This window comes from Pseudomonas sp. BRG-100, assembly GCF_000737955.1.
Lineage (GTDB): Bacteria > Pseudomonadota > Gammaproteobacteria > Pseudomonadales > Pseudomonadaceae > Aquipseudomonas > Aquipseudomonas synxantha_A.
This window is the reverse complement of record NZ_JPRX01000001.1, coordinates 4,077,269-4,103,655: the sequence shown is the minus strand read 5'-3', so window position 1 is coordinate 4,103,655 and position 26,387 is coordinate 4,077,269. Positions and strand designations below refer to the sequence as shown.

26 protein-coding genes are annotated in these 26,387 nt (G+C 60.8%); 14 read left to right on the top strand and 12 right to left on the bottom strand.

The window, feature by feature from the left end:
• Positions 1-188: 188 nt before the first annotated feature.
• From JH25_RS09105 to JH25_RS09120, 4 genes are all read left to right on the top strand, one after another.
• Positions 189-986: a hydroxymethylpyrimidine/phosphomethylpyrimidine kinase gene (locus JH25_RS09105; RefSeq protein WP_032881205.1), complete on the top strand. Its 798-nt coding sequence runs from the start codon at positions 189-191 to the stop codon at positions 984-986.
• Positions 987-1,018: 32 nt separating this feature from the next.
• On the top strand, positions 1,019-1,642 hold the full coding sequence (thiE, locus tag JH25_RS09110) for a thiamine phosphate synthase (protein WP_032879317.1): 624 nt from the start codon (positions 1,019-1,021) through the stop codon (positions 1,640-1,642).
• A 19-nt stretch (positions 1,643-1,661) separates the two neighbouring features.
• Entirely contained in the window at positions 1,662-2,945 is a 1,284-nt protein-coding gene (hemL, locus tag JH25_RS09115; RefSeq protein ID WP_005791703.1) for a glutamate-1-semialdehyde 2,1-aminomutase, read from the top strand.
• A 226-nt stretch (positions 2,946-3,171) separates the two neighbouring features.
• Positions 3,172-3,726 (top strand): tetratricopeptide repeat protein, encoded by a 555-nt coding sequence (locus JH25_RS09120; RefSeq protein ID WP_005791705.1) that lies wholly within the window; start codon positions 3,172-3,174, stop codon positions 3,724-3,726.
• On the opposite strand, the gene JH25_RS09125 is transcribed toward JH25_RS09120, so the two are convergent.
• The 6 genes from JH25_RS09125 to JH25_RS09150 form a co-directional block, all read right to left on the bottom strand.
• On the bottom strand, positions 3,727-4,839 hold the full coding sequence (locus JH25_RS09125) for a succinylglutamate desuccinylase/aspartoacylase family protein (protein WP_032879315.1): 1,113 nt from the start codon (positions 4,837-4,839) through the stop codon (positions 3,727-3,729).
• A gap of 9 nt (positions 4,840-4,848) precedes the next feature.
• Positions 4,849-5,559, bottom strand: a complete 711-nt coding sequence (locus tag JH25_RS09130) for an ABC transporter permease (protein ID WP_032879313.1) — start codon at positions 5,557-5,559, stop codon at positions 4,849-4,851.
• A complete protein-coding gene (locus JH25_RS09135; RefSeq protein WP_032879311.1) occupies positions 5,556-6,272 on the bottom strand; it encodes an ABC transporter permease in 717 nt (238 codons plus the stop codon). Before JH25_RS09135 ends, JH25_RS09130 begins: the two co-directional genes overlap by 4 nt.
• Positions 6,273-6,302: 30 nt before the next feature.
• Positions 6,303-7,061 (bottom strand): transporter substrate-binding domain-containing protein, encoded by a 759-nt coding sequence (locus JH25_RS09140; protein ID WP_032879309.1) that lies wholly within the window; start codon positions 7,059-7,061, stop codon positions 6,303-6,305.
• A gap of 38 nt (positions 7,062-7,099) precedes the next feature.
• A complete protein-coding gene (locus JH25_RS09145) occupies positions 7,100-9,154 on the bottom strand; it encodes an oxidoreductase (protein ID WP_032879307.1) in 2,055 nt (684 codons plus the stop codon).
• Between the two features lie 223 nt (positions 9,155-9,377).
• A complete protein-coding gene (locus tag JH25_RS09150) occupies positions 9,378-9,704 on the bottom strand; it encodes a DUF1820 family protein (protein WP_003194436.1) in 327 nt (108 codons plus the stop codon).
• Between the two features lie 130 nt (positions 9,705-9,834).
• Here JH25_RS09150 and miaB point away from each other — a divergent pair, with 130 nt between their 5' ends.
• From miaB to lnt, 5 genes are all read left to right on the top strand, one after another.
• The gene (gene miaB / locus JH25_RS09155) at positions 9,835-11,163 is read left to right on the top strand and encodes a tRNA (N6-isopentenyl adenosine(37)-C2)-methylthiotransferase MiaB (protein WP_032879305.1); all 1,329 of its coding nucleotides are present in this window, start codon (positions 9,835-9,837) and stop codon (positions 11,161-11,163) included.
• A gap of 230 nt (positions 11,164-11,393) precedes the next feature.
• Positions 11,394-12,398 carry a PhoH family protein gene (locus JH25_RS09160; RefSeq protein WP_005791720.1) on the top strand — a complete coding sequence of 335 codons (1,005 nt, stop codon included), beginning with the start codon at positions 11,394-11,396 and terminating at the stop codon, positions 12,396-12,398.
• Entirely contained in the window at positions 12,391-12,849 is a 459-nt protein-coding gene (ybeY, locus tag JH25_RS09165) for an rRNA maturation RNase YbeY (RefSeq protein WP_005791722.1), read from the top strand. The genes JH25_RS09160 and ybeY overlap by 8 nt, the downstream gene beginning before the upstream one ends.
• A 42-nt stretch (positions 12,850-12,891) precedes the next feature.
• Entirely contained in the window at positions 12,892-13,731 is an 840-nt protein-coding gene (locus JH25_RS09170) for an HlyC/CorC family transporter (protein WP_005791724.1), read from the top strand.
• 273 nt (positions 13,732-14,004) lie between these two features.
• Positions 14,005-15,528, top strand: a complete 1,524-nt coding sequence (lnt, locus tag JH25_RS09175) for an apolipoprotein N-acyltransferase (RefSeq protein WP_032881204.1) — start codon at positions 14,005-14,007, stop codon at positions 15,526-15,528.
• Positions 15,529-15,639: 111 nt separating this feature from the next.
• Here lnt and JH25_RS09180 read toward each other — a convergent pair whose 3' ends face one another.
• Together JH25_RS09180 and JH25_RS29095 are read right to left on the bottom strand one after the other, a co-directional pair.
• A complete protein-coding gene (locus JH25_RS09180) occupies positions 15,640-16,401 on the bottom strand; it encodes a YdcF family protein (RefSeq protein WP_005791728.1) in 762 nt (253 codons plus the stop codon).
• A 97-nt stretch (positions 16,402-16,498) separates the two neighbouring features.
• Positions 16,499-16,816 carry a hypothetical protein gene (locus tag JH25_RS29095; RefSeq protein ID WP_005791730.1) on the bottom strand — a complete coding sequence of 106 codons (318 nt, stop codon included), beginning with the start codon at positions 16,814-16,816 and terminating at the stop codon, positions 16,499-16,501.
• Between the two features lie 261 nt (positions 16,817-17,077).
• Between JH25_RS29095 and leuS the strand changes: the two genes are divergently transcribed.
• The 5 genes from leuS (at position 17,078) to JH25_RS09210 (ending at position 23,222) form a co-directional block, all read left to right on the top strand.
• Entirely contained in the window at positions 17,078-19,684 is a 2,607-nt protein-coding gene (leuS, locus tag JH25_RS09190) for a leucine--tRNA ligase (RefSeq protein ID WP_005791732.1), read from the top strand.
• Positions 19,685-19,773: 89 nt separating this feature from the next.
• On the top strand, positions 19,774-20,379 hold the full coding sequence (locus JH25_RS09195) for an LPS-assembly lipoprotein LptE (RefSeq protein WP_032879303.1): 606 nt from the start codon (positions 19,774-19,776) through the stop codon (positions 20,377-20,379).
• Positions 20,380-20,418: 39 nt separating this feature from the next.
• Positions 20,419-21,456 (top strand): DNA polymerase III subunit delta, encoded by a 1,038-nt coding sequence (holA, locus tag JH25_RS09200; RefSeq protein WP_005791737.1) that lies wholly within the window; start codon positions 20,419-20,421, stop codon positions 21,454-21,456.
• A gap of 213 nt (positions 21,457-21,669) precedes the next feature.
• Complete coding sequence (arfA, locus tag JH25_RS09205) at positions 21,670-21,834, top strand: alternative ribosome rescue factor ArfA (protein WP_003176285.1); 165 nt, start codon at positions 21,670-21,672, stop codon at positions 21,832-21,834.
• 62 nt (positions 21,835-21,896) lie between these two features.
• A complete protein-coding gene (locus tag JH25_RS09210; protein ID WP_032879301.1) occupies positions 21,897-23,222 on the top strand; it encodes a lytic murein transglycosylase in 1,326 nt (441 codons plus the stop codon).
• Between the two features lie 115 nt (positions 23,223-23,337).
• Here the strand turns inward: JH25_RS09210 and JH25_RS09215 are convergent, their stop codons facing one another.
• From JH25_RS09215 to JH25_RS09230, 4 genes are all read right to left on the bottom strand, one after another.
• The gene (locus tag JH25_RS09215; protein WP_032879299.1) at positions 23,338-24,258 is read right to left on the bottom strand and encodes a S66 peptidase family protein; all 921 of its coding nucleotides are present in this window, start codon (positions 24,256-24,258) and stop codon (positions 23,338-23,340) included.
• A 153-nt stretch (positions 24,259-24,411) separates the two neighbouring features.
• A complete protein-coding gene (lipA, locus tag JH25_RS09220; protein ID WP_164699560.1) occupies positions 24,412-25,413 on the bottom strand; it encodes a lipoyl synthase in 1,002 nt (333 codons plus the stop codon).
• A gap of 25 nt (positions 25,414-25,438) precedes the next feature.
• Positions 25,439-26,086, bottom strand: a complete 648-nt coding sequence (gene lipB, locus JH25_RS09225) for a lipoyl(octanoyl) transferase LipB (protein ID WP_032879294.1) — start codon at positions 26,084-26,086, stop codon at positions 25,439-25,441.
• Positions 26,086-26,367, bottom strand: a complete 282-nt coding sequence (locus JH25_RS09230; protein ID WP_005791752.1) for a DUF493 domain-containing protein — start codon at positions 26,365-26,367, stop codon at positions 26,086-26,088. The genes lipB and JH25_RS09230 overlap by 1 nt, the downstream gene beginning before the upstream one ends.
• Between the last annotated feature and the right edge of the window lie 20 nt (positions 26,368-26,387).

The window sequence follows — 26,387 nt, the reverse complement described above, 5'->3', positions numbered from 1 at the left end:
ATGCACTTTAGCATAGCCATTAAAGGCCATTGGACACCATTGAACTATTTTTTTGAAAGGCTCTACATCAAGGTCTTCAGAGGACTTTCATGCTGTTTCAATCGCCAGAAAAGCGCTGTTCCAGCGCTCACACTTCAACCATCGTCAGACGGCCACGCAAAAAGCGTTTGGTGGTAAGCTCGCGCACCATGAATATCTACAGCTCTCGCCCTGTTATCCTCTGTCTCTCCGGCCACGATCCCAGTGGTGGCGCCGGCTTGCAGGCAGATATCGAAGCCCTGCTCGCCCAGGGCTGTCACGCGGCCCCGGCCGTCACAGCGTTGACCGTGCAGAACACCGTCAATGTCAGCGACTTCCGCGTGCTCGACCGTGAGTGGGTGATGGCCCAGGCCAATGCCGTGCTCGGCGACTCCGAAGTCGCGGCCGTCAAACTGGGCATGCTCGGTTCCACCGCCATGGTCGATACGGTGGTTGAACTGCTGCAGGCGCACCCGCATCTGCCGGTGGTCTGCGACCCAGTGCTGCGCGCCGGCGGCGGCGGTAGCCTGGGCAAGGACGAGGTCGGCTATGCGATGCGCGAGCGGCTGTTGCCCTTGTCGCTGATCGCCACGCCCAACCTGCCGGAAGCGCGCATCCTGGCCGAACTGCCAGACGGCACTGCCGACGAGTGCGCCGAGAAACTGTTGCCGTACATCAAGCACCTGCTGATCACCGGCGGCCATGGCGACGAACATGAAGTGCACAACCGCCTGTACAGCCGCGACGGCACGCGCCATACCTTTACCTGCCAGCGCTTGCCTGGCAGTTATCACGGTTCGGGCTGCACCTTGGCCAGCGCCCTCGCCGGGCGCATCGCCCAGGGCGAAGGTTTGACCAGCGCGGTGCAATCGGCCCTCAACTACACCTGGCGCACCCTGCGTGACGCCGAGCAACTGGGCCAGGGCCAGTTCGTGCCGCGCCGGCTGCCGCTGGATTTCTGCTCGTAACTTATCGCTCGTCACAGCAAGGGGCTTGCCCGATGAAACTACGTGGCCTTTACGCCATTACCGACAGCCAGCTCCTGGCCGGCAAGTTCCTCGCCTACGTCCAAGCGGCGCTGGACGGCGGCGTGACACTGTTGCAGTACCGCGACAAAAGCAGCGACGAGGCACGGCGCCTGCGTGAAGCCGAAAAGCTGTATGAACTGTGCTCGCGCTACAAGACTCAATTGATCATCAACGATGATGCCGAACTCGCCGCGCGCCTGGGCGTGGGCGTGCATCTGGGGCAGACCGATGGTCCGCTGACCCCGGCCCGTGCGCTGCTCGGTTCCAAGGCGATCATCGGTGCTACCTGCCACAGCCAGATCGAACTGGCCGAACAGGCCGCCAAGGAAGGCGCCAGTTATGTCGCCTTCGGGCGCTTCTTCAATTCCACCACCAAGCCCGGCGCACCTGCCGCCACCGTTGAAATGCTGGCCGAGGCCCGCACGCGCTTGCAGCTGCCGATCTGCGTGATCGGCGGCGTGACCCTGGACAACGCCGAACCGCTGGTGGCCCACGGTGCCGACCTGCTGGCCGTGGTGCACGGTTTATTCGGCGCCGACAGTACTCAGGAAGTCACGCGACGCGCCCGTGCTTTCAATGCCCTTCTTAAAATCTGATTTCAGAGAGACGTCCATCATGTCCCGTTCCGAAACCCTGTTTGCCAATGCCCAGAAACACATCCCCGGCGGTGTGAATTCCCCCGTGCGTGCGTTCAAGAGCGTGGGCGGCACGCCGTTGTTCTTTAAACACGCCGAAGGCGCCTACGTCACCGACGAAGATGACAAGCGCTACGTCGACTACGTCGGCTCCTGGGGCCCGATGATTCTCGGCCACAGCCACCCGGACGTACTCGACGCGGTGCGCCAGCAGCTGCAACACGGCTTGTCCTATGGCGCGCCGACCGCCATGGAAACCGAGATGGCCGACCTGGTCTGCTCTATCGTGCCGTCGATGGAAATGGTGCGCATGGTCAGCTCCGGTACCGAAGCCACCATGAGCGCGATCCGCCTGGCCCGTGGTTTCACCGGCCGCGACAACATCATCAAGTTCGAGGGTTGCTACCACGGCCACTCCGACAGCCTGTTGGTCAAGGCCGGCTCCGGCGCGCTGACTCAAGGCGTACCCAACTCTGCCGGTGTACCGGCGGCATTCGCCAAACACACCCTGACCCTGCCGTTCAACGACATCGCCGCCGTCGAGCAAATGCTCAGCGAAGTCGGCCAGGACGTGGCCTGCATCATCGTCGAACCGGTGGCCGGCAACATGAACTGCGTACCGCCGGCACCGGGTTTCCTCGAAGGCCTGCGCGAGCAGTGCGACAAGCACGGCGTGGTGCTGATCTTTGACGAAGTGATGACCGGTTTCCGCGTCGCCCTCGGCGGCGCCCAGGCACACTACGGCGTCACGCCGGACCTGAGCACCTTCGGCAAGATCATCGGTGGCGGTATGCCAGTAGGCTGCTTCGGCGGCAAGCGCGAAATCATGCAGCACATCGCCCCGCTGGGCCCGGTTTACCAGGCTGGCACCTTGTCGGGTAACCCGCTGGCAATGGCCGCTGGCCTGACCACCCTGCGCCTGATCAGCCGCCCGGGCTTCCACGCCGAGCTGACCGACTACACCACCCGCCTGCTTGATGGCCTGCAGCAGCGCGCCGACGCCGCGGGTATCCCGTTTGTCACCACCCAGGCCGGTGGCATGTTCGGCCTGTACTTCAGCGGCGCCGACGACATCGTCACCTTTGATGACGTGATGGGCAGCGATGCCGACCTGTTCAAGCGCTTCTTCCACCTGATGCTTGAAGGCGGCGTGTACCTGGCGCCGAGCGCCTTCGAAGCCGGCTTCACCTCGATCGCCCATGGCGAAGCCGAGCTGAAACTGACCCTGGATGCTGCCGAACGCGCCTTCGCGGCCCTGAAATAAGTGACCCACGTTCTGACGTTGCCCCCCAGGCAGCGTCAGATTTGCTACTTTGCTTACAGAAGTTTCCTGGTTTTTTCGAGAATTGCCCTGCAATCCGGCAGATAACTTGCCCAAGCAGCAGAAAAACGAGTAAAGACTTTGTAAGCAGAGGCCTGCTTATTTCATAATGCGCGCTTATTGGACTCCCCGAGGGTCCGCGCGCCCCGTCAGAGGTAAGTCGATTCCCATGAAACGCACCGGCCGCACCCTGGTTCTGGGCTGCCTGTTGCTCCTTCAGCCGCTGCTGGCACATGCCCAGGCAGGCGGCAACTCGTTGTTAATCCCAGCGATGGGTCGTTGCACCCTCAATACCCAGCCAGACAGCCAGGCCGAAGCCCTGAGCGCGTGCCAGAAACAAGCTGATGAAGGGGATGCGCAAGCGCAATACGAGTTGGGCGAGTTCTACCACGACAGCAAGAACCCGGCCGTCGACCTCAACAAAGCGTTGAGCTACTTCGAAAAGGCTTCGCTACAAGGCCACGCCCAGGCGCAATTCCAGCTCGGCAATATGTTCTTCAAGGGTGAAGGCGTGCCGGCCAATAACGTGCAGGCCTACATCGTGCTGAAAATGGCCGCGGTCAACGGTGCTGAAGACGCGCTGGACACCGCCGATGAGGTCGCCGAGCACATGCAGCGCGATGAACTGGAAGTGGCGACCCAGGTACTGGGGCAGATTTTCCGTAATTACCTGCAGGAATTGCAGAGCGCCGATGGGCGCTCGCCCTTCTCTCCCCTGCCCTGATCACGGCGATAACAGGTAGCCCTGTCGATATGCCGTGGACCCCGCTACATGGGCAATCGTCATACCGGCGCTTGCCATGCGGCGTACTGATCGCACATACAACAGCCCTTCATGCTCACACGCGACCTCAATCACTCGGTCCGTGATCGGGTCGATGACTTGCGCCACGATCTGTCCTGCTTCGAGGTAATCCCCCACCTGCGCGCAAAAGACCATCAAGCCTCCCACCGGGCTCACCACCGGCTCGACCCCCGCCAAGGGTGTTGGCGGGCTCAATAACGCCGGCAGTGGCGGCGCTTGCCCCTCAATGCCTCCCTGTAACATCAGATAGTTGATCAACGCCTGACAATCCTGCCGCGCCAGCCCGTGGTCCACATCGGCAACGCCGCGCAACTCCACGGTCACGGCAAAACCCGGCGCCGAAAAGGCCCCAGGAAAACGCGCCTGCATCCGTGCCCAGAACAAGGTGTAGCAATCGTCGAACGAATGCCCGCCCGCGTCCGGGCTCATAAAGCAGGCCCGAGCGCCCAGGTACCGTGCCAGCGGCTCCACCTGGGGCCAGGCATCGGGCGCCAGGTACAGGTGCTGCACTGCCTCGAAATCACAATGCAGGTCCAGCACCCTGTCGGCGTCACAGGCCAGCGTTTGCAGGACCAAACGCAGAGAGTGCAGCTGGGTCGCCGGTACCTGGCTGACAAGGGTTCGCCGCAGGGCCGCACGGATCAGATGCAGGTTATGCGCAGGATCATCGGTCAGAACATCCTGTACCTGGTCGCCGACCTGCTCGCTGACGTCAACGAAGAAGCGGTTGAAGTTCTCTCGACTGTCGTTATCAAAACGCCCCTGCGGTACGTCCATCAGTACCTGCTCCAACCCCAGCGGATTGGCCACCGGCACCAGCACCACTTGCCAACGCAACGCACCTGTCGCCTCCAGGTGCGCCAGACGCTGTTTGAGATGCCACAACACCAGCATCCCCGGTAATTCATCGGCGTGCAGGGACGCCTGGATGTAAACCTTGCTCGGCGCATTGGCCGGACCGTAATGAAAACTATGAATATGCCGCGTGGTACCTGGCACAGCCGTTAACAGTTCATGCCTGTGAGTCTGCATATTGCCCCCCTATCGACTCGAATCAAGAAAGCTCAGCCAACGTCGTTCAGCCAGATGGAACAAGCCGACCAACGCGAACGTAATACACAAGTAAAGCGCCGCGGCCAGGCCAAAGGATTGGAAGGTGAGGAAGGTTGCAGCGTTGGCATCCCGTGCGACTTTCAGGATATCCGGCACCGTTGCCGTGAACGCCAGGGTGGTGGAATGCAACATGAAGATCACTTCATTGCTGTAGTAGGGCAACGACCGGCGCAGGGCCGAGGGCATGATCAAGTGCACGTACAACTTCCAGCCGTCGAAGCCCAGGGAACGAGCAGCCTCGATTTCACCGCGTGGCATTGCCCGAATTGCGCCCGCCAGTATTTCCGTGGTGTAGGCCGCGGTATTGAGGGCAAACGCCAGAAGCGTGCAATTGAGCGCTTCGCGAAAAAAGGCATCCAGCAACGGTTGCTCGCGAACAGCGCCAATGCTGTAGATGCCGGTGTAGAAGATCAGTAACTGGATATACAGCGGTGTGCCGCGAAACACGTAGGTAAAGCTTTGCACCGGCCAGCGCAGCCAGCGTCGGCTGGACGTCCTGGCGATGGACAGTGGCAACGCCAACAGCAGGCCCAGGCACAAAGAGGCGCTGGTCAGCCACAAGGTCATGGCCAGACCGGTGATTTGTTGACCGTCGGAATAAATAAACGGCCGCCAATACTCCTGGATAAGCTCGATCATGATGATGATCCCTGCACACCTTCACCATACCGACGCTCCAGCCAGCGCAACGCTGCGTTTGAAACACTGCTGAGCAACAGGTAGACCAGCGCCGCCAGCAGCAGAAAAGCCAGTAATTGCTGACTGCTCTTGCCCGCCATCTGCGCCACTTTCACCAGGTCTGCCAGGCCGATGATCGACACCAGCGCTGTAGCCTTGAGCAAGACCATCCAGTTATTGCCCAGACCCGGCAGGGCGAATCGCATCATCTGCGGGAATATCACATGCAAAAAGCTCTGCCTGAAGCTCAGGCCAAGGGCCTTGGCTGCCTGGAACTGCCCACGGGGTACAGCCAGCAACGCGCCGCGAAAGGTTTCGGTGAAATAAGCGCCGTAGATAAACCCCAGAGTGATCACGCCGGCGCTGAAAGGGTCGATATCGATGTAGGCCCAGCCCAATTCGCTGGTCAGACGACTCAGGCCTGTCTGCAATCCGTAGAAAATCAACAGCATTAACAGCAGGTCCGGTACCCCGCGAATCAAGGTGGTGTACACCTGTGCGCACAGGCGCCATGCCCTCACCCTGGACAGCTTGGCACCTGCCCCCAGCAGGCCCAGGATCAGCCCCAGCAGCAATGACAACAGTGCCAGTTGCAAGGTGACCCAGACCCCGTGCAGTAACATCGGCAAAAAACTGCCCAGGGACGCGGCGAATTGAGTGAAGGCAGGTAGCATGATCGTGTCCTCGCTGGCCGTTGAAGGCGGTTATTGGCCGCTGAACATGTTCACACCGGGGAAGTACTGCTCTTGCAGGCGAGCGTAGGTGCCATCGGCGTGCAGGGCAGCCAGCCCCTTATCCAACAGCGCTTTCAACGTGTGGTTGCCCTTGGCGAGGCCGATGCCGCTTTTGGACGGCATCAACTCGCTGTCAATCAGCGGCCCCAGTACAAACCCGACGCCTTGGGGTGAACGCAAAAATCCGCTCTGTGCTTGCTGAGCATCCTGCAGCGATGCCTGCAAACGCCCTGTCAGCAGGTCCGCGTACACTTGCTCCTGATCGGCATAAGCCACCACCTTCATACCCTGCCCAGCGAGCACTTGCCGGGCATAAACTTCCTGAGTACTGCCCTGCAAATAGCCGACGGCCATGCCTGTGGAAAGCTCAGTGCCAGGGCGCATCACCATGGCAGTGGGGCTGGAAAACACCTCCGAGGAGAAGTCGATGACCTTTTGCCGAGCGGCAGTGATGGTCATTGAAGCGAAGATGGCGTCGATCTTGCCGGCGTTGAGGCTGGGAATCATGCCGTCAAAGTCACTCTCGACCCATTGGCAGCGAACATTCAAACGTGCACAAATTGCATTGCCGATATCTATTTCAAAACCGGTCAAAGTCCCCGTGCTGTCTTTATAAGCAAAGGGCGCATAGTTGGGATCGGCAGCGAAACGGATCACGTTGTAATCGTTGGCAAACAACGATGTATTAATCAGGAGCGCGGTGAATAACATCAGGAGTATTTTTTTCATTATTGTATTCCTCGTTATTGATTGAACAGTTGGACTGACTACACCTCTATAAATGGAATTTCTCTGCGCACTACCAGCGAGCCCTCCGGCGCATCGAACTCACGCGCGATGCGATGCCCTGAATACACCGCCGCCGCAATGGTGCCGGGCGCCACACAGTCGCCGATCAGCGTGAGCGTTCGGATGCCTGCCGCCTGTAACTGTTCGGGTGAGTTGTTCAAGGCCTGATACAGCGCCTGCTCAGGCTCCCGGGAAGTGACCAGCAGCAAGGCTGCAGCTGGGATCAACCGCGTACGTTCGGTGTAGATGCAGCCCGCTACCACGCCCTCTGGCTTAACGCTGACCAGCGTATGGGACGGCACGATCGTGACATTCAGCTGCATCAGACGACGCTGAATGCGATGCTGCTCAAGGGTGTTATGGGTCCAGGCCGCCACGTCCGCCGCGGGGGTGACGAATATCACCTCCACGCCACGCGCCACCAGATGTTCGGCCAGCACGCTGCCCATGTAATAGTGATCGTCATCGAACAGCAGCACCGGCGAAGCGGGCAACGCCCCTGCCATCAGGTCATCAGGCGTCAGCACGGGCAGGCTGTCCAGGCCCGATAAGGATCGGCGCAAGGCGCGCCCCAATCCATCACGTCGCCAGTGGGAACCCGTAGCAATGAACACATGCTCAGCGGCTAAATCCAGCACGTCCTGGGCCTGCAAGTGGCTTTCCCGATAGATCTCCACCGACGGCATACGGCTCAACGCATCCAGTCGATAGTCAATCACCCGCGCCCAACTCGCCAGCCCCGGCAGCCGGGCTTCCAGCGCTACACGTCCGCCCAGGGTGCGCAGGCTGTCGACCAGGGCCACTTCCATCCCTCGCGCACCCAGGATCCGTGAACACTCAAGCCCGGATGGTCCGGCGCCTACCACCAGCGCCCGGCCGGGTTGCTGCGTATGGTTGACCGACTCGGGATGCCAGCCACGTCGCCATTCCTCACCCATGGTCGGGTTCTGTGTACAGCGCAGGGGCGTGCTGGTGTGATCACCACTGACGCATACATTGCAGCCGATACACTCGCGAATTTCCTCGGCGCGCCCCTCTTCAATCTTCTTGGGCAAGAAGGGATCGGCAATCGAAGGGCGGGCCGCCCCGATCAGGTCCAGCACGCCACGACGAACCAAAGACACCATGGTGTCTGGCGAAGTGAAGCGGCCGACGCCCACCACGGGCTTGCTGGTCAGCGCCTTGAGCCCCAGCAGGAAGGTCTCCTGGTAACCCTCCCCGGCAAAGCGCGCCGTCACGCTGTCATTGGACCAATCGGCGACATTGACGTCCCACAGGTCCGGCAGGTCTGCCAGCATCGAGAAGATTTCGGCACCTTCGCCCTCGCGACTCAAGCCGTCGGCCATTTGTTCATCCACCGCCAGGCGGACCGCTACGGCACACCGATCACCGACTGCGTCGCGAGTGTCTTCAATCAATTCGCGGAGCAAACGCACACGGTTTTCCAACACACCGCCGTATTCGTCGGTACGCCGGTTATTGCGTGGCGTGAGGAAATGGAACGGCACGCTCAGGTCGTGGCCGGCGTACACATAGATGATGTCGAAACCCGCCTCCCGGGCGCGCAATGCGGCGGCTCGATGCAGGGCGCGCAATTGCCGGATATCGGCATGGCTCATGGCCCGGGCCTGCACCGGGTCGTAACTGCGCACCGGGGTATTGGAAGGCGCCCAGGGAATTTCGCGACTGTAGCGGTTGGGCGCCGAGTAACCGTTGAATGCCAGCTCTACCCCTGCCAACGACCCGTGCTGGTGTACCGCCTCACACATGCGGGCCAATGCAGGAATGTCGCGCTCATCCCACAAACGCGCCTCGATATAAGGGGAGAACTCGCTCAGCGGGCTGATTTCGCACTCTTCAGTGCACACCACACCCCAGCCGCCCTCGGCTTTCACTGCGCGCATCCGGGCCATGGCCGAGGGATGTACATGGCCCATGCCATTACAGTGGGGAACTTGATAAAAGCGATTGCGAGTACGGACCGGGCCAATTTGTACCGGCTCAAACAGAATGTCATAGCGAGGATCGCGCACAGGGCTACTCCCGAACAAGTCAGTTCGTTAATGACGGCGTGATGGAACTTGGCGCTAATGAGTGGCGTGATTAAACGCAGTTGAACGGGGGAAACTTCGAGGTTTTCTTATTATTGGTATATTCATGATGCCCTCTCCGAATAAACAAAATTTGCTATCTTTCAAACAAAATGTCCATCCATTGAGAGGCAGTTTCGGAAACGCCCTACAAATTAATTGCAGATCATTTCTCGGGCATCGGCATCGGAAACGGCATCACATTGCTCGTGCCCCGTGCTTCGCTGATCTTCGGCGTACCCAGGCGTTCGACCTCATCGATGCGCACAATCGAATGCATCGGCACAAAGCTGCGCACCACGCCTTCGAACTGGGCCTTGAGCTTTTCTTCGCCCGGATCGACGACCAACTGGGTGCGCTCGCCAAAGACGAACTCTTCCACTTCCAGGAAGCCCCACAGATCACTTTGATAGATCTGCTTGGCGTACATTTCGAACACCTGGCCCTGGTTGAGGAAAATCACCTTGTAGATTGGAGCTTCACGTTTGGTCATGGTGGGCGGGGAACACATGGGGATATAAAAGAGGGCGCGAACTATAGCATGGCACCCGATGCACAGCGCTAGGAACCGATGGGCATGACCCCTATAATGCGCGGTTCTTTACCACCAGTTGACGATTCCCATGGCCAAGAAGCTTTATATCGAAACCCACGGTTGCCAGATGAACGAGTACGACAGCTCGCGCATGGTCGACCTGCTGGGCGAACACCAGGCCCTGGAAGTCACCGCCCGCGCCGAAGATGCCGACGTGATCCTGCTCAATACCTGCTCGATCCGCGAACGGGCCCAGGACCGTGTGTACTCCCAGCTGGGCCGCTGGCGTGAATTGAAACTGGCCAACCCGGACATGGTGATCGCCGTCGGCGGTTGCGTGGCCAGCCAGGAAGGTGCTGCGATCCGCGACCGCGCCCCGTATGTCGACGTGGTGTTCGGCCCGCAGACCTTGCACCGCCTGCCGGAAATGATCGACGCCGCACGCGTCACCAAGCTGCCGCAGGTGGACGTATCGTTCCCGGAAATCGAGAAATTCGACCATTTGCCCGAGCCGCGCATCGACGGCCCGAGCGCCTATGTGTCGGTGATGGAAGGTTGCAGCAAGTACTGCACTTTCTGCGTGGTGCCCTACACACGCGGTGAAGAAGTCAGCCGGCCATTTGACGATGTACTGGCAGAAATCATCCACCTGGCTGAAAACGGCGTGCGCGAAGTGACCCTACTTGGCCAGAACGTCAACGGCTACCGCGGCCTGACCCACGAGGGGCGCCTGGCCGACCTGGCGGAGCTGATCCGCGTGGTCGCCGCCGTCGATGGCATCGAACGTATCCGCTATACCACTTCGCACCCGCTGGAATTCTCCGACAGCCTGATCCAGGCCCACGCCGAAGTGCCGGAGCTGGTCAAGCACCTGCACTTGCCGGTGCAATCGGGCTCGGACCGCATCCTGTCGGCGATGAAGCGCAACCACACGGCGCTGGAATACAAATCCAAGCTGCGCAAATTGCGCGCCGCCGTACCGGGCATCTGCATCAGTTCGGACTTTATCGTCGGCTTCCCGGGCGAAACCGAGAAAGATTTCCAGCAGACCATGAAGCTGATTGAAGACGTCGGTTTCGACTTTTCCTACTCGTTTGTGTACAGCCAGCGCCCGGGCACCCCGGCGGCGGACCTGCTGGACGAAACCCCGGAGGCGTTGAAAAAGGAGCGGTTGAACGCACTGCAACATCGCCTCAACCAACAGGGTTTCGAAATCAGCCGACAAATGGTCGGCTCGACCCAGCGCATCCTGGTCACCGATTATTCGAAGAAAGACCCGGGTGAGTTGCAGGGGCGCACCGAGAACAACCGCATCGTCAACTTCCGCTGCGACAACCCGACGCTGATCGGCCAATTTGCCGATGTGCACATCGATGCGGCGCAGCCACACTCGTTGCGCGGCTCGCTGATCAACTGATCTCGCGGACCGGATGAAGATCAAAATGTGGGAGCTGGCTTGCCTGCGATAACGATGTATCAGTGCCCTATGTGCCAACTGACCCACCGCTATCGCAGGCAAGCCAGCTCCCACAGGAGTTCTTCATGGTTATCGAGAGTGGGGCCAGGCTATTTAAGTGCTTTCGCACACTGGCGCCTGGCGTTATTCTCTCTCTCACCTCATCAGCCAAAGGGCGGCTAAAAGCAACCTTGAACGCACCCATAGCAGAACCCCATCGTTTTCTCCTCGAGCCGTTTGAGGCTCGCCGTTTCGCCAACCTGTGCGGACAGTTCGACGAGCACCTGCGCCTGATCGAACAACGCCTGAGCATCGAGATCCGCAACCGCGGCAATCAGTTCGAGCTCATTGGTGAACCCCAACACACCACGTCTGCCGAAAACCTGCTGCGTCGCCTCTACCGCGAAACCAAGGGTAGTGAGCTGTCGCCAGAGACGGTACACCTGTACCTGCAGGAATCAGCCGTGGAGGACCTGGCCAACAACCCGGTGGCCGAAGCCAGCGTGGCCCTGCGTACCAAAAAAGGCATGATTCGCCCACGCGGCTTGAATCAGCAGAAGTACGTCAAGGAAATCCTCGGCAACGACATCAACTTCGGCATCGGCCCAGCCGGTACCGGCAAGACTTACCTGGCCGTTGCCTGTGCGGTGGATGCCCTGGAGCGCGAGCAAGTGCGGCGCATCCTGCTGGTGCGCCCGGCGGTCGAAGCGGGCGAAAAGCTCGGCTTCCTGCCCGGCGACCTGGCCCAGAAGATCGACCCGTACCTGCGCCCGCTCTACGACGCGCTGTACGAGATGCTCGGCTTTGAATACGTGGCCAAGCTGATCGAGCGCCAGGTGATCGAAATCGCCCCGCTGGCCTACATGCGTGGCCGCACCTTGAACAACAGCTTCATCATCCTCGACGAAAGCCAGAACACCACCGTCGAGCAGATGAAGATGTTCCTCACCCGCATCGGTTTCGGCTCTACCGCCGTGATCACCGGTGACGTCACCCAGGTCGACCTGCCCAAGGGCACCAAGTCGGGGCTGGCGCAGGTGATCGAGGTACTCAAGGATGTACCGGGCATCAGCTTCACGCATTTCATGCCCAAGGACGTGGTGCGTCACCCGCTGGTGCAGCGCATCGTAGAAGCCTATGAGCGTTTCGATCACAAGGATGACGCACCGGCCAGGGACGTTCGCGGCGATGCTTGAGCTAGACCTGCAGCTTGCCACCGAAGCGCCCGCCCCCAGCGAAGCACAGTTCCGGCACTGGTGCACCCTGGCCCTGCGCCAGCGCACCGCAGACTCGGAGCTGACCATTCGTCTGGTGGATGAGCCCGAAGGCCGCGAGCTGAACCACACCTGGCGTCAAAAAGACTACGCGACCAACGTGCTGTCCTTCCCCGCCGACGTACCCGACGAGTTGCTGGATATCCCGCTGCTGGGCGATCTGGTGATCTGCGTCGAGGTGGTCGAGCGCGAGGCAAAGGAACAAGGCAAGGAACTTGAAGCCCATTGGGCCCATCTAGTCATCCACGGCTGCTTGCATCTCTTGGGCTACGACCATATAGACGATGATGAAGCCGAGGAAATGGAAGCACTGGAACGAACGTTGCTTGCTGAACTGGGTCACCGCGACCCTTACGCAGACGACGAAAGCTGATCAACACTCAACTGTCATATCAAAGGATTTAGAGTAATCGCTATGAGCGAAGACCGATCGAGCAACGGGCAGAAGTCATGGCTGGGTAAACTGACCCAGGCTTTTGCCCACGAGCCGAAAAACCGCCAGGAGCTGCTGGAGCTGCTGCGCGAGGCCCACCAGAACAAGTTGCTGGACAGCGAAGCGCTGGCCATCGTCGAAGGCGCCATCCAGGTGGCTGACCTGCAAGTACGGGACATCATGGTCCCGCGCTCGCAGATGATCAGCATCAAGGCGACCCAGACCCCACGGGAATTCCTCCCGGCCGTGATCGACTCGGCGCACTCGCGCTACCCGGTGATCGGTGAAAGCCATGACGACGTCATGGGTGTCCTGCTGGCCAAGGACCTGTTGCCGCTGATCCTCAAGGAGAATGGCGACAGCTTCAACATCAAGGACCTGCTGCGTCCGGCCACCTTCGTACCTGAATCCAAGCGCCTGAATGTGCTGCTGCGCGAATTTCGCGCCAACCACAATCACATGGCCATTGTGATCGACGAATACGGCGGCGTGGCTGGCCTGGTGACCATCGAAGACGTGCTGGAACAGATCGTCGGCGATATCGAAGACGAGCACGACGTCGAAGAGGACAGCTACATCAAGCCGCTGCCCAGCGGTGACTTCCTGGTCAAGGCGCTGACGCCGATCGAGAACTTCAACGAGTTCTTCGACAGCGAATTCTCCGACGATGAGTTCGACACGGTCGGCGGCCTGGTGATGAGTGCGTTCGGGCATCTGCCCAAGCGTAACGAAACCACCGAGATTGGCGCCTATCGCTTCCGCATTTTGAATGCCGATAGTCGTCGTATCCATCTGATCCGTTTGACACCTATTGCCCGCTAAGGAAGGGGTGGGGCATCAGCTATTTCCTGTGTCGCGTTGCCCCTGAGAGCGGGCCAGGCAAGGCGCAGGCCGCAGGGAATGGCATTCCCTTTTCAAGGCCTGCAACGCAGTATGGCCCGCTCTCAGGGACAACCCGAAGGGCCGGGCCTGCTGCGACACAGGGCTGCGTTACTCGTCGTTCATTTGGAAAAACCAAACCACGCTCCTCGCGCCTTGCCCTGTGCCGCAGCAGGCCCGGCGCGATACAGGAAATAGCTGATGACCCACCCCTACATGCAGCGCCTGAACCGCCCCGGCTGGCCCGGTAACTTGCTGGCCGTGGTGGCCGGCGCCATCACTACTCTGGCGCTGGCGCCGTTCGATATCTGGCCGTTGGCTCTGGTAGCGGTCGGCCTGTTCTATATCGGCCTGCGGGAGCTGACACCCCGCCAGGCCCTGGGCCGCGGCTGGTGTTTCGGTTTCGGCCTGTTTGGCGCCGGCACCAGCTGGATCTACTACAGCATCCACCACTTCGGCGGCGCTTCGGTGCTGCTGGCGGGGTTCCTGATGCTGCTGTTCACCGCCGCCATTGCCTGGTTCTTTGCCCTGCCCGCCTGGTTGTGGGCGCGCTGGCTGCGCCGCAATGAAGCACCGTTGGCGGATGCCCTGACCTTCGCCGCGTTATGGGTTGGCCAGGAAGCGTTTCGTGGCTGGTTCCTCACCGGTTTCCCCTGGTTGTACTCCGGTTACAGCCAACTCGACGGCCCGCTGACCGGCCTCGCGCCGCTGGGCGGAATGTGGCTGATTTCCTTCGCGCTTGCACTCACGGCAGCCCTGCTGTGCAACCTGCCGCGCCTGCTGGCAAGCAAGCGCAACGCCTTCATTGGTGCGGGCCTGGTGTTGCTGGTCGCCCCCTGGGCCATCGGCCTGGCGCTCAAGCACCACGCCTGGACCTCGCCCTCCGGCGCCCCCCTGAGCGTCGCCGCCATCCAGGGCAACGTCGAGCAAAGCATGAAGTGGGACCCCGAGCAGCTTAATGCACAGTTGGCGCTATATCGCGACATGAGCCTGAGCTCCAAGCGTGTCGACCTGCTGGTATGGCCGGAAACCGCCGTGCCGGTGCTCAAGGAGTCGGTCGAGGGCTACCTGGGCATGATGGGCAAGTTTGCCGCCGACCGGAACACCGCGCTGATTACCGGGGTACCGATTCGCCAGGAAGTGCACCATGAGAAGCGCTACTTCAATGGCATTACCGTAGTCGGCGAAGGTGACGGCACCTATCTCAAGCAAAAGCTGGTGCCGTTTGGCGAATACGTGCCGTTGCAGGACATGCTGCGCGGGCTGATTGCGTTCTTCGACCTGCCGATGTCGGACTTCGCCCGTGGCCCTTCAGACCAGGCCATGCTTCAGGCCAAGGGCTATCAGATTGCGCCGTTCATTTGCTATGAAGTGGTGTACCCGGAATTCGCTGCCGGCCTGTCGGCCCAGAGCGACCTGCTGCTGACCATCAGCAACGACACCTGGTTCGGCCGCTCCATCGGCCCATTGCAGCACCTGCAAATGGCGCAGATGCGTGCACTGGAAGCCGGGCGCTGGATGATCCGCGCCACCAACAACGGCGTGACCGGGCTGATCAACCCGTTTGGGCAGATCACCGCACAGATCCCGCAGTTCGAGCGCGGCATTCTCTATGGGGAGGTGGTGCCGATGCATAACCTCACGCCATACCTGCAATGGCGTTCGTGGCCGTTGATCATTGTGTGCCTGGGGTTGTTTGGCTGGGCGCTGCTGGCTGGCCGGATGTCCAAAACGCTCTGACCTGTGGGAGCTGGCTTGCCTGCGATGGCGGTGTATCAATGCGCTGAGTGCTCACTGACCCACCGCCATCGCAGGCAAGCCAGCTCCCACAATTGATTTCCTGTGTTGCACCTATCGGTAGAACAACCGATACCCCACCTGCCCCACCGCTTCGTTGATCAACTGCCCGCTCTGCCACACCGCCTTGACCTCCGGCATCCAGCCGCCCAGCGGCCGGCCGTGGTCCACGCCCAGAAAGCCCACCGGCCCGGGCACCACGGTGAAACCGGCTTTCTCAAAACTCCACACCGAACGCGGCATATGCCAGGCCTGCGTCACCACCACCACACGCTTGATGCCTTGGGGCAGCAGAATCTCGGCGCTCATCTGGGCGTTTTCCCAGGTGGTACGGCTGCGCTCTTCCTTCCAGCGCACGCTGACGCCGAAATCATCCTGCATCGACACCGCCATCAATTCGGCTTCGCTGGGCGGCGTGCCGTAATGCAAGCCGCCACTGGTCAGCACCGGCAAGCCTGACGCCTTGGCCAGTCGCGCCGCATAACGCTCACGCTCAAGACCAACGCCGGTGGGCTGGTCGCTGCCCCAGGCGATGTCCCCACGCTCGCGCCCGGAGCCCAACACCACAATCGCATCGGCGCGCTGGGCGAGCGTGGCCCAGTCTTCGCGAGCCAATGGCGGCGCTGTCTCAAGCGCACGGGCGCCCCATTGCACCATCACCGGCAGGCTGATCAACCACATCCCGCCCAGCCCCAGGGCAAAGCACACCCCGGCCAGGCGCGGGCGGCTACGGCGAAACCACCAGGCACACGCCAACAACAACAAAAAAATGCCGGGCGGCAACAGCAATTGTTTGATGAAATAACGAAAAGGCATCGGGCATCTCCAAAGATGCCCGAAGCCTAAATGCAACGCGATCAAGCGACAATCTTTACCAGCCTGTTTCGACAACGTTAATGGATAGTACTGTGCTTCACTTGCACCGTACGGACCGGGACCTTTCCGGGCCGCGACCGGCCGCCAAGTCTTTGAGCCAAATGACCTTGGCCGAACGAGGAGGCTCCTGGGCTGGCGGGGAGGCCTGCCCATGAGAGGCGCGGTGTTGATTCAACTCCAGGTAAGTCCTGATCAATTCAAGCTCTGCCTGGCTCAAGCCTCGCAACTCCAGCTCCAGAGGCCGCTCATCACGCAATCGGCCTGCGGTTCTTGCAGCATCCAATGCCCGACCCAAACGGTCGATCAGTCCTTCATACAATTGCGGTTTCGTTAGAGTTCGCTGCGATTCAACCATCCCCTCACCTCATTGAAGAAATACTTGCTCCCCAATAAACAGCGTAGCCCCCGTTGCTGCACCTGCCCGGTGCCGCGACAGACGGCCCTTGCCGCGCAATCAGGGTTTCCCTCGATAGAGTGGGGTCATGTATGCTACGGCGCTTCCTGTAACTCCACTTCCCGCAGGGTTTGGGCACGGACGCGCCACTTTCTGGTGTCGAACAACCCGGACTATGCACCGAAGAGGATTAGGCCACCCCTATTCAGTTCAAAAGTAGCCATGCACGAACAATATCAGCCCCGTGAAATAGAAAATGCCGCACAAACCTTCTGGGACGAGCAAAAGTCCTTTGAAGTCAGCGAACAGCCAGGCAAGGAGACTTACTACTGCCTATCGATGTTCCCTTACCCCAGCGGCAAGCTACACATGGGGCACGTGCGTAACTACACCATCGGCGACGTGATTTCCCGCTACCAGCGCATGCTCGGCAAAAACGTCCTGCAACCCATGGGTTGGGACGCCTTCGGTATGCCGGCAGAAAACGCCGCGATGAAAAACAACGTGGCGCCCGCCAAGTGGACCTACGAAAACATCGCCTACATGAAGACCCAGCTGCGCAGCCTGGGCCTGGCGGTGGACTGGTCCCGCGAGGTCACCACCTGCAAGCCCGATTACTACCGTTGGGAACAATGGCTGTTCACGCGCCTGTTCGAAAAAGGTGTGATCTACAAAAAGAGCGGTACCGTGAACTGGGACCCGATCGACCAGACCGTACTGGCCAACGAGCAGGTCATCGACGGTCGCGGCTGGCGCTCCGGCGCGCTGATCGAAAAGCGCGAAATCCCGATGTACTACTTCAAGATCACCGCCTACGCGGATGAACTGTTGTCGAGCCTCGACGATCTGCCGGGCTGGCCTGAACAGGTCAAGACCATGCAGCGCAACTGGATCGGCAAATCCAAGGGCATGGAAGTGCAGTTCCCGTATAACGTCGATTCCATCGGCGAAGCGGGCGCCCTGAAAGTCTTCACCACCCGTCCGGATACGCTGATGGGCGCGACTTACGTCGCGGTCGCCGCCGAACACCCGCTGGCCACCCAGGCGGCACAGAACAACCCCGAGCTGCAGGCGTTCATCGCCGAATGCAAGGGCGGCAGCGTGGCGGAAGCCGACGTCGCCACCCAGGAGAAAAAAGGCCTGCCGACCGGCCTGTTCGTCGAGCACCCGCTGACCGGCGAGAAACTGCCGGTATGGGTCGCCAACTATGTGCTGATGCACTATGGCGACGGCGCCGTCATGGCCGTGCCGGCCCACGACGAGCGCGATTTCGAATTCGCCACCAAATACAGCCTGCCGATCAAGTCGGTAGTACGTACCAGCTCGGGCGACACCAACCCGGCCCCGTGGCAAGACGCCTACGGCGAGCACGGCACCCTGATCAACTCCGGCGAATTTGACGGCCTGGACTTCCAGGGCGCCTTCGACGCCATCGAAGTCGCGCTGATCAAGAAGAACCTCGGTGCTTCGCGCACCCAGTTCCGCCTGCGCGACTGGGGGATCAGCCGCCAGCGCTACTGGGGCTGCCCGATCCCGATCATTCACTGCCAAACCTGCGGCGATGTACCGGTACCGGAAGACCAACTGCCCGTCGTGCTGCCTGAAGATGTAGTGCCAGATGGTGCTGGCTCGCCATTGGCGCGCATGCCCGAGTTCTACGAGTGCAACTGCCCGAAATGCGGCGCACCGGCCAAGCGTGAAACCGACACCATGGACACCTTCGTGGAGTCCTCCTGGTACTACGCCCGTTACGCCTCGCCGCACTATGAAGGTGGCCTGGTGGAGAAATCCGCAGCCGACCATTGGCTGCCGGTGGATCAGTACATCGGCGGTATCGAACACGCCATTCTCCACCTGCTGTACGCGCGCTTCTTCCACAAGCTGATGCGTGACGAAGGCCTGGTGAGCTCCGATGAGCCGTTCAAGAACCTGCTGACCCAGGGCATGGTGATCGCCGATACCTACTATCGTCGCGAAGCCAATGGCGCCTACACCTGGTTCAACCCGGCGGACGTCGAACTTGAGCGTGACAGCAAAGCCAAGGTGATCAGCGCCAAACTGAAAGCCGACGGCCTGCCGGTGGAAATCGGTGGCACCGAGAAGATGGCCAAGTCCAAGAACAACGGCGTCGACCCACAGTCGATGATCGACCAGTTCGGCGCCGATACCTGCCGTCTGTTCATGATGTTCGCCTCGCCGCCCGACATGAGCGCCGAATGGTCCGACTCCGGCGTCGAAGGCTCGCACCGCTTCCTCAAGCGCGTCTGGCGCCTGGCCCATGCCCATGTCAGCCAGGGCTTGCCGGGCAAGCTGGACGTCGCGGCCTTGAACGACGAGCAGAAAGCCATTCGCCGCAGCACTCACCTGGCCATCCGCCAGGCGAGCCTGGACGTAGGGCAGAACCACAAGTTCAACACCGCCATCGCCCAGGTGATGACGCTGATGAACGTGCTGGAAAAAGCCCCGCAGGCCACCGAACTTGATCGCGCGCTGATTCACGAGGGCCTGGAAACGGTTACCCTGCTGCTCGCACCGATCACGCCGCATATCAGCCACGACCTGTGGAACCGCCTGGGCCACAGCGGCGCCGTCATCGATGCCGCCTGGCCGGTACAGGATGACAGCGCCCTGGTTCAGGACACGCTGCAACTGGTCATCCAGGTTAACGGTAAACTGCGCGGCCAGATCGACATGCCGGCCAGTGCCAGCCGTGAAGAGGTCGAAGCGGCTGCGCGCATCAACGAAAACGTGCTGCGCTTTACCGAAGGCTTGACGATCCGCAAAGTGATCGTGGTGCCCGGCAAACTGGTCAACATCGTCGCCAGCTAAATCGGATCGGGCGCGGGGCTTGGGCCCTGCGCCGAACTAAACCTTTAGGGCCTGGATAAGGCCCACCTGGTTTCAAGGGGAGCAACAAAATGATCAAACGCAATCTGCTGGTTATGGGCCTTGCCGTGCTGCTGAGCGCTTGCGGCTTCCAGCTGCGCGGCACCGGCACCAACGAGCTGTCGCTCAAGGAACTCGACGTCAGCGCCCGCAACGCCTACGGCGAAACCGTCACCCAGCTGCGCCAGACCCTGGAGAACAGCGGCGTGCACGTGTACAACGGCGCGACCTACAAACTGATCCTGACGGACGAGAAAGAAACCCAGCGCAATATCAGCTACGCCAGTGCCGGCCGTGCGTCCGATGTGGAGTTGAACACTGCGCTCTACTTCGAAGTACAGGGTCGCGATCAGTTGCCGCTGATGGGTGACAAGATCCAGGTGCAGAAAGTCGTGAGCCACGATGGCAATAACCTGGTGGGTTCGGACTCCGAGACCCTCCAGGTGCGCAAGGAAATGCGTCGTGAGCTGATCCAGCGCATGATGACTCGCCTGCAAATGCTGACCCCGGAAAAGCTCGCCGCCCTGCAGCAAACCGCCGACAACAAGGCCAAGGCTGACGCCGATGCCCTGAAAGCCGCGCAAGAGTATGAAGACAACACGCCGAAACAATCGCCTGTTGAAGTTCCTGTCGAGTAAGCCAGACGGGGCGCCCCTGGCGCCCCGTTCGCCCTGCCTATGAAACTCGCCCCCGCCCAACTCGCCAAACACCTGCAAGGTGGCCTCGCGCCTGTTTATATCGTCAGCGGTGATGACCCGCTGCTGTGCCAGGAAGCCGCCGACGCCATCCGCACTGCCGCGCGCCAGCAAGGCTTCGATGAACGTCAGGTATTCAGTGCTGACGCCAGTTTCGACTGGGGTACCCTGCTGCAAGCCGGCGCGAGCATGTCGCTGTTTGCCGAAAAGCGCCTGCTGGAGCTGCGCCTGCCCTCGGGCAAGCCGGGCGACAAAGGTGCGGCGGCGCTGATGGAGTACTGCTCGCGCCCTGCCGAAGACACCGTGCTGCTGATCAGCCTGCCCAAGCTCGATGGCAGCGCGCAGAAAACCAAGTGGGGCAAGGCACTGGTAGAAGGTGCGCAAACCCAGTTCATCCAGATCTGGCCAGTGGACAGCAACCAGTTGCCGCAGTGGATTCGTCAGCGCCTGTCACAATCGGGGCTGGCGGCGACACAAGATGCCGTGGAGCTGATCGCCGCCCGGGTCGAGGGCAACCTGCTTGCCGCCGCACAGGAGATCGAAAAGCTCAAGCTGATGGCCGAGGATGGGCAGATCACCGTCGAAACCGTACAAGGCGCAGTGGCCGATAGCGCTCGCTTTGATGTGTTCGGCCTGGTCGATGCGATCCTCAACGGTGAGCCCGCCCACGCGCTGCGTATGCTTGAAGGCTTGCGTGGCGAAGGGGTGGAACCGCCGGTGATCCTCTGGGCCCTGGCCCGGGAGCTGCGAGTACTGGCGAATATCGCCTTGCAATACAGCCAGGGCACACCGCTGGACAAATGCTTCAGCCAGGCCAGGCCACCGGTGTGGGACAAGCGCAAACCACTGATGAGCAAAGCCCTGCAACGGCACTCGGCGCAACGCTGGGCGCAACTGTTGCTGGAAGCGCAGCGCATCGATGCGCAGATCAAGGGCCAGGCAGCCGGCTCGCCGTGGATGAGCCTGAGCCGTTTGTCGCTATTGATGGCCGGCCAGCGCCTCACCCTGCCAGCCGAATAACCCTCTCTTGAAAACACCATAGATCCAATGTGGGAGGGGGCTTGCTCCCGATGGCAGTGTGTCAGGAATTTATGTTTCACTGATGTACCGCTATCGGGAGCAAGCCCCTCCCACATTTGACCTGCGTACCTTTCCTACACTTCGCGGGGCTTTACAGCCGCTCAACTTAGGCAGATTATTTGCCCGCTCCACCACCCACAGAGACTAGCCACCATGAGCAAAAAGCCATCCAAGCATGGCCCCAACAAGGCCAAATCCATCATCGCCCAGCCACTGTTCCGCAGCCGTCAGGAACGCGCCGGCAAGGGCAAAGGCAGCTACCGCCGCGAAGCCTTCCAGTCTAATAGCTGGGAGGCTTCTTACTTTCTGGCTGCCTGAAGGCAAGCGCCCCTCTGGCATGATAAGGTCTGTACCTGATTTGTAACCCCCTGGACCTGTGCATGCCCTCTAGTCTTTCTCGTCGTTGGCACCTACGCCAATTGATCGCTGCCTCCAGCCTCATTCTGCTTGTCGCCTGCGCGGAAAAACCTACCGCCGCGGACGCTCAGCCCCTGCCCAAGCTCCAGACGGCACCGGCTATCGCACCGGCTGTGGTAGCCCCCTTGGCAGTGGATAATCTTGATATCCAACCGACCCAGACCTTTGCCGAATGGCAGGCTGGCTTCCGTGCGCAAGCGCTGCAAGCCGGGATCACTGCGGCTGTGTTCGATAACGCTTTTGCCGGCGTCACCCCTGATATGGCGGTGATTCGCGCCGACCGAAGCCAACCGGAATTTTCCCGCCCGGTGTGGGAATACCTCGACGGCGCCCTGTCACCGGTGCGCGTGCGCAATGGTCAGGCGCTGCTGGTCAAATACGCTGATATTCTGCAAAGCATCGAACAGCGCTATGGCGTCGACCGCCAGGCACTGGTCTCGGTGTGGGGCATGGAGAGCAACTTCGGCGCGTTCCAGGGCAATAATTCGGTGATCCGCTCCCTGGCCACCCTGGCCTATGAAGGCCGTCGCCCGGCCTTTGCCCAGGCGCAGCTGCTGGCAGCGCTGCAGATCATCCAGCATGGTGATATTCAAGCCGACCAGATGAAAGGTTCCTGGGCCGGTGCGATGGGCCAGACGCAGTTTATCCCGACCACCTATAACACCCATGCGGTGGACTTTGACGGTGATGGTCGTCGCGATATCTGGAACAGCCCGTCCGACGCCCTCGCCTCCACGGCGCATTACCTGCAAAGCTCCGGGTGGCAGAAAGGCCAGCCATGGGGCGTTGAAGTGCAGCCGCTGCCGTCGGGCTTCGACTACAGCCTGGCCGATGGCGGCGTGCGCAAGACCGTGGCGCAATGGCTGCAACTGGGCATCCAACTCCCCCCTGGCGTGAGCCTGCCGGCCAATGTCGACCAGTTGTCCGCCGCCCTGCTGTTACCGGCTGGCTACCGTGGCCCGGCATTCCTGGTATTGGATAACTTCCGCGCAATCCTCAAGTACAACAATTCGTCGTCCTATGCGCTGGCGGTTGGCCTATTGTCGGAGCGATTTGGCGGCGGCGGTGTGATTCGTGGCAGTTGGCCCAAAGATGAGCTGCCGCTGAGCCGCTCCCAGCGTATCGACCTGCAAACGGCACTCAGCGCCAAAGGCTATGACGCCGGTAACCCGGATGGGATTATCGGCGCCAATACGCGCAAGGCGATTCGCGCGGCGCAGCAGGCGTTGGGCTGGCCGGCGGATGGGTATCCGACGGTGAAGTTGCTGGAATCACTGCAAGGCCGGTAGATTGACTTATGGCGACTACCGCAATCGGGGGCAAGCCCCCTCCCACACTTGGAATGCATTCCAAAAATGTGGGAGGGGCTTGCCCCCGATTGCGGTTTAGCAGACTGTAAAAAACTCAGTGGTTGAACACTACATCCTGCTCCAACACCACCCGCCGCTCCCCCGCATCCAAGCGCACCAAAGCACCCATCGGCAACGTCAGGTTGGGGTCGCAATGCCCACTGCGCCAGCCAGCCAGCACCGGAACGCACAGGGGTTCGAAGGTCTGCTTCAGCAACCGCTCCAGCGCACCGTTATCCACACCCGCCACATCCCCTACCAGCACACCGGCGACCTGGGCCAGCTTGCCGGCCAGGCGCAGGTGAGTCAGCAGGCGGTCGATACGATAAAGCGGCTCGTTGACGTCCTCGATAAACAGGATGATGCCTTCGGCGTCTATTTCATACGGCGTGCCCATTGTTGCAGCAATCATCGACAGATTACCGCCCAGCAAGCGCCCACAGGCAATGCCTGGCTCGATCGTGGTCAATGGGTAGGCCACCGGGTGCGCAAGCACACTGCCGGCGCCCAGTTGGCCACGCAGCAGGCTGAACAGGGAGGATTCGGTTGGCTGTTGCTTGTCGCCCAGCAGGTCGGCATTGAGCATCGGCCCGTGGAATGTGACAAAGCCGGCGTAACGGTTGATCGCCAGGTGCAAGGCGGTGATATCGCTGTAACCCACGAATGGTTTGGGGTGGGCGCGCAGCAGGTCGAAGTCCAGCGCGTCGAGCAAGCGTGGCGTACCGTAGCCGCCGCGCAGGCAGAAGATGGCATCGACGTCAGGGTTGGCGAAGGCGGCGTGCAGGTCGCGCAGGCGCACTTCATCGCTGCCGGCCAGGTAGCCGTCGCGCTCGTATACACCGGGGTAAATGCGCAGGTCGTAACCGCGGGCACGCATCCATTGCCCGGCTTTTTCAACGTCCAGCGCGGCAGGGCCAGCGGGGGCGATCAGGCCGATGGTGCCTTCAGAACGCAGTGCAGGTACGGCGGCGGTCATCTATGGTTCTCCCTATATGACGCAGAACGAAATGTGGGAGCTGGCTTGCCTGCGATGCAAGCGCCTCGGTGTATCAGTGACACCGAGGTGATGCTATCGCAGGCAAGCCAGCTCCCACACAAGCCAGCATTTCACATTGATTCTGGGGGCGGCTTACGAAACCAGGCTTGCCTTGACCAGCTTGGCCTGCTCGTCGGCGTGGTACGAAGAACGCACCAACGGGCCCGACGCCACGTTCTTGAAGCCCATCTTGTAACCTTCCTCGGCGAACCAGGCGAAGGTGTCCGGGTGCACGAAACGCTGCACCGGCAAGTGGCTGCGCGATGGTTGCAGGTACTGGCCCAGGGTCAGCATGTCGATGTCGTGTTCGCGCATGCGTTTCATGACTTCGATGACTTCTTCGTCGGTCTCGCCCAGGCCCAGCATCAAGCCGGATTTGGTCGGGATGTGCGGCATCATCTGCTTGAATTTCTGCAGCAGGGTCAGCGACCACTGGTAGTCCGAACCCGGACGCGCAGCCTTGTACAGGCGCGGTACGGTTTCCAGGTTGTGGTTGAACACATCTGGCGGCTCGGCGGCGGTGATTTCCAGAGCCACGTCCATACGGCCACGGTAGTCCGGCACCAGGGTTTCGAGCATCACGTTGGGTGACAGCTTGCGGATCTCACGGATGCAGTCGGCGAAGTGCTGGGCACCGCCGTCGCGCAGGTCGTCACGGTCGACCGACGTGATCACCACGTACTTGAGTTTCAGGTCGGCGATGGCGATGGCCAGGCTTTGCGGCTCGTTGACGTCCAGAGGTTTCGGACGGCCGTGGCCTACGTCGCAGAATGGGCAACGACGGGTGCAGATGTCGCCCATGATCATGAACGTGGCGGTGCCGCCAGAGAAGCATTCACCCAGGTTCGGGCAGGACGCTTCTTCGCATACGCTGTGCAGTTTGTGTTTGCGCAGCAGGGACTTGATACGGTCGACTTCCGGCGAAACCGGGATGCGCACGCGAATCCAGTCGGGTTTCTTCGGCAGTTCGGTGGTCGGGATGATCTTGACCGGGATGCGTGCAACCTTCTCGGCGCCGCGCAGCTTGACGCCGGCTTCCACCTTGGCACGCGGGGCCGGGGCTGGACGCTCAGTGATGTCCAGCGTCGGGATCATGGTTTGCACAACATCAGTAGTCATATCAATCGATTCCGCCCGTCAGGGTCGTCTGCTCTGCATAGTCGAGGTGTTTGACGAGCTGCGCGCGCAGCCGGGCACTAACCTCGGCAAATTTAATCGGTGTGGCATGATCGCTCAGTTGGGTCATCGCCAGCCCGGCATAACCGCACGGGTTGATCCGCCGGAACGGCGCCAGGTCCATGTCCACGTTCAAGGCCAGGCCATGAAAGGAACAACCGTGGCGAATACGCAGCCCCAGAGAGGCGATTTTCGCGCCGTCTACATACACACCGGGTGCATCGGGCTTGGCCGCGGCGGTCACGCCATAACTGGCCAGCAGCTCGATCAGGCAAGCCTCCATGCGGCTGACCAGGTCGCGCACGCCAAAACCCAGCTTGCGCACATCCAGCAACAGGTAAGCCACCAATTGCCCTGGGCCATGGTAAGTCACTTGGCCACCCCGGTCGACCTGCACCACCGGAATATCACCCGGAAGTAACAGATGCTCGGCCTTGCCGGCCTGCCCCTGGGTGAATACCGGCGGGTGTTCCACCAGCCAGATTTCATCCGGGGCAGAGGTGCCGCGCTCGTTGGTAAAGCGCTGCATGGCATGCCAGACCGGCTCGTAGGCCATCTGGCCGAGCTCGCGAAAGCCCAGAACGTGCGACATCACAGCACCATGTGCACGAAGCCGGTGGCCCGCAGTTCGCTGTTGATGTTGTAGAGCTGGTCCTGATCGGTCGCAACGATGTGCAACTGAATCGTGGTGTACTTGCCGGTGGAGCTTTGACGCTCGTCCACGCGGTTGTCGTTGATCGTCGCGTGTTTCCTGACGATTTCGAGAATCTTGTCCTTGCGGCCGACACCGGTATCGCTGATCACCTTGACGGGATAATCCGTCACAGGGAATTCGATCTTTGGCGCCTTTACTTCTACGTCTTTATCGGTCATGGCAGAACAGCCTCGTAAGC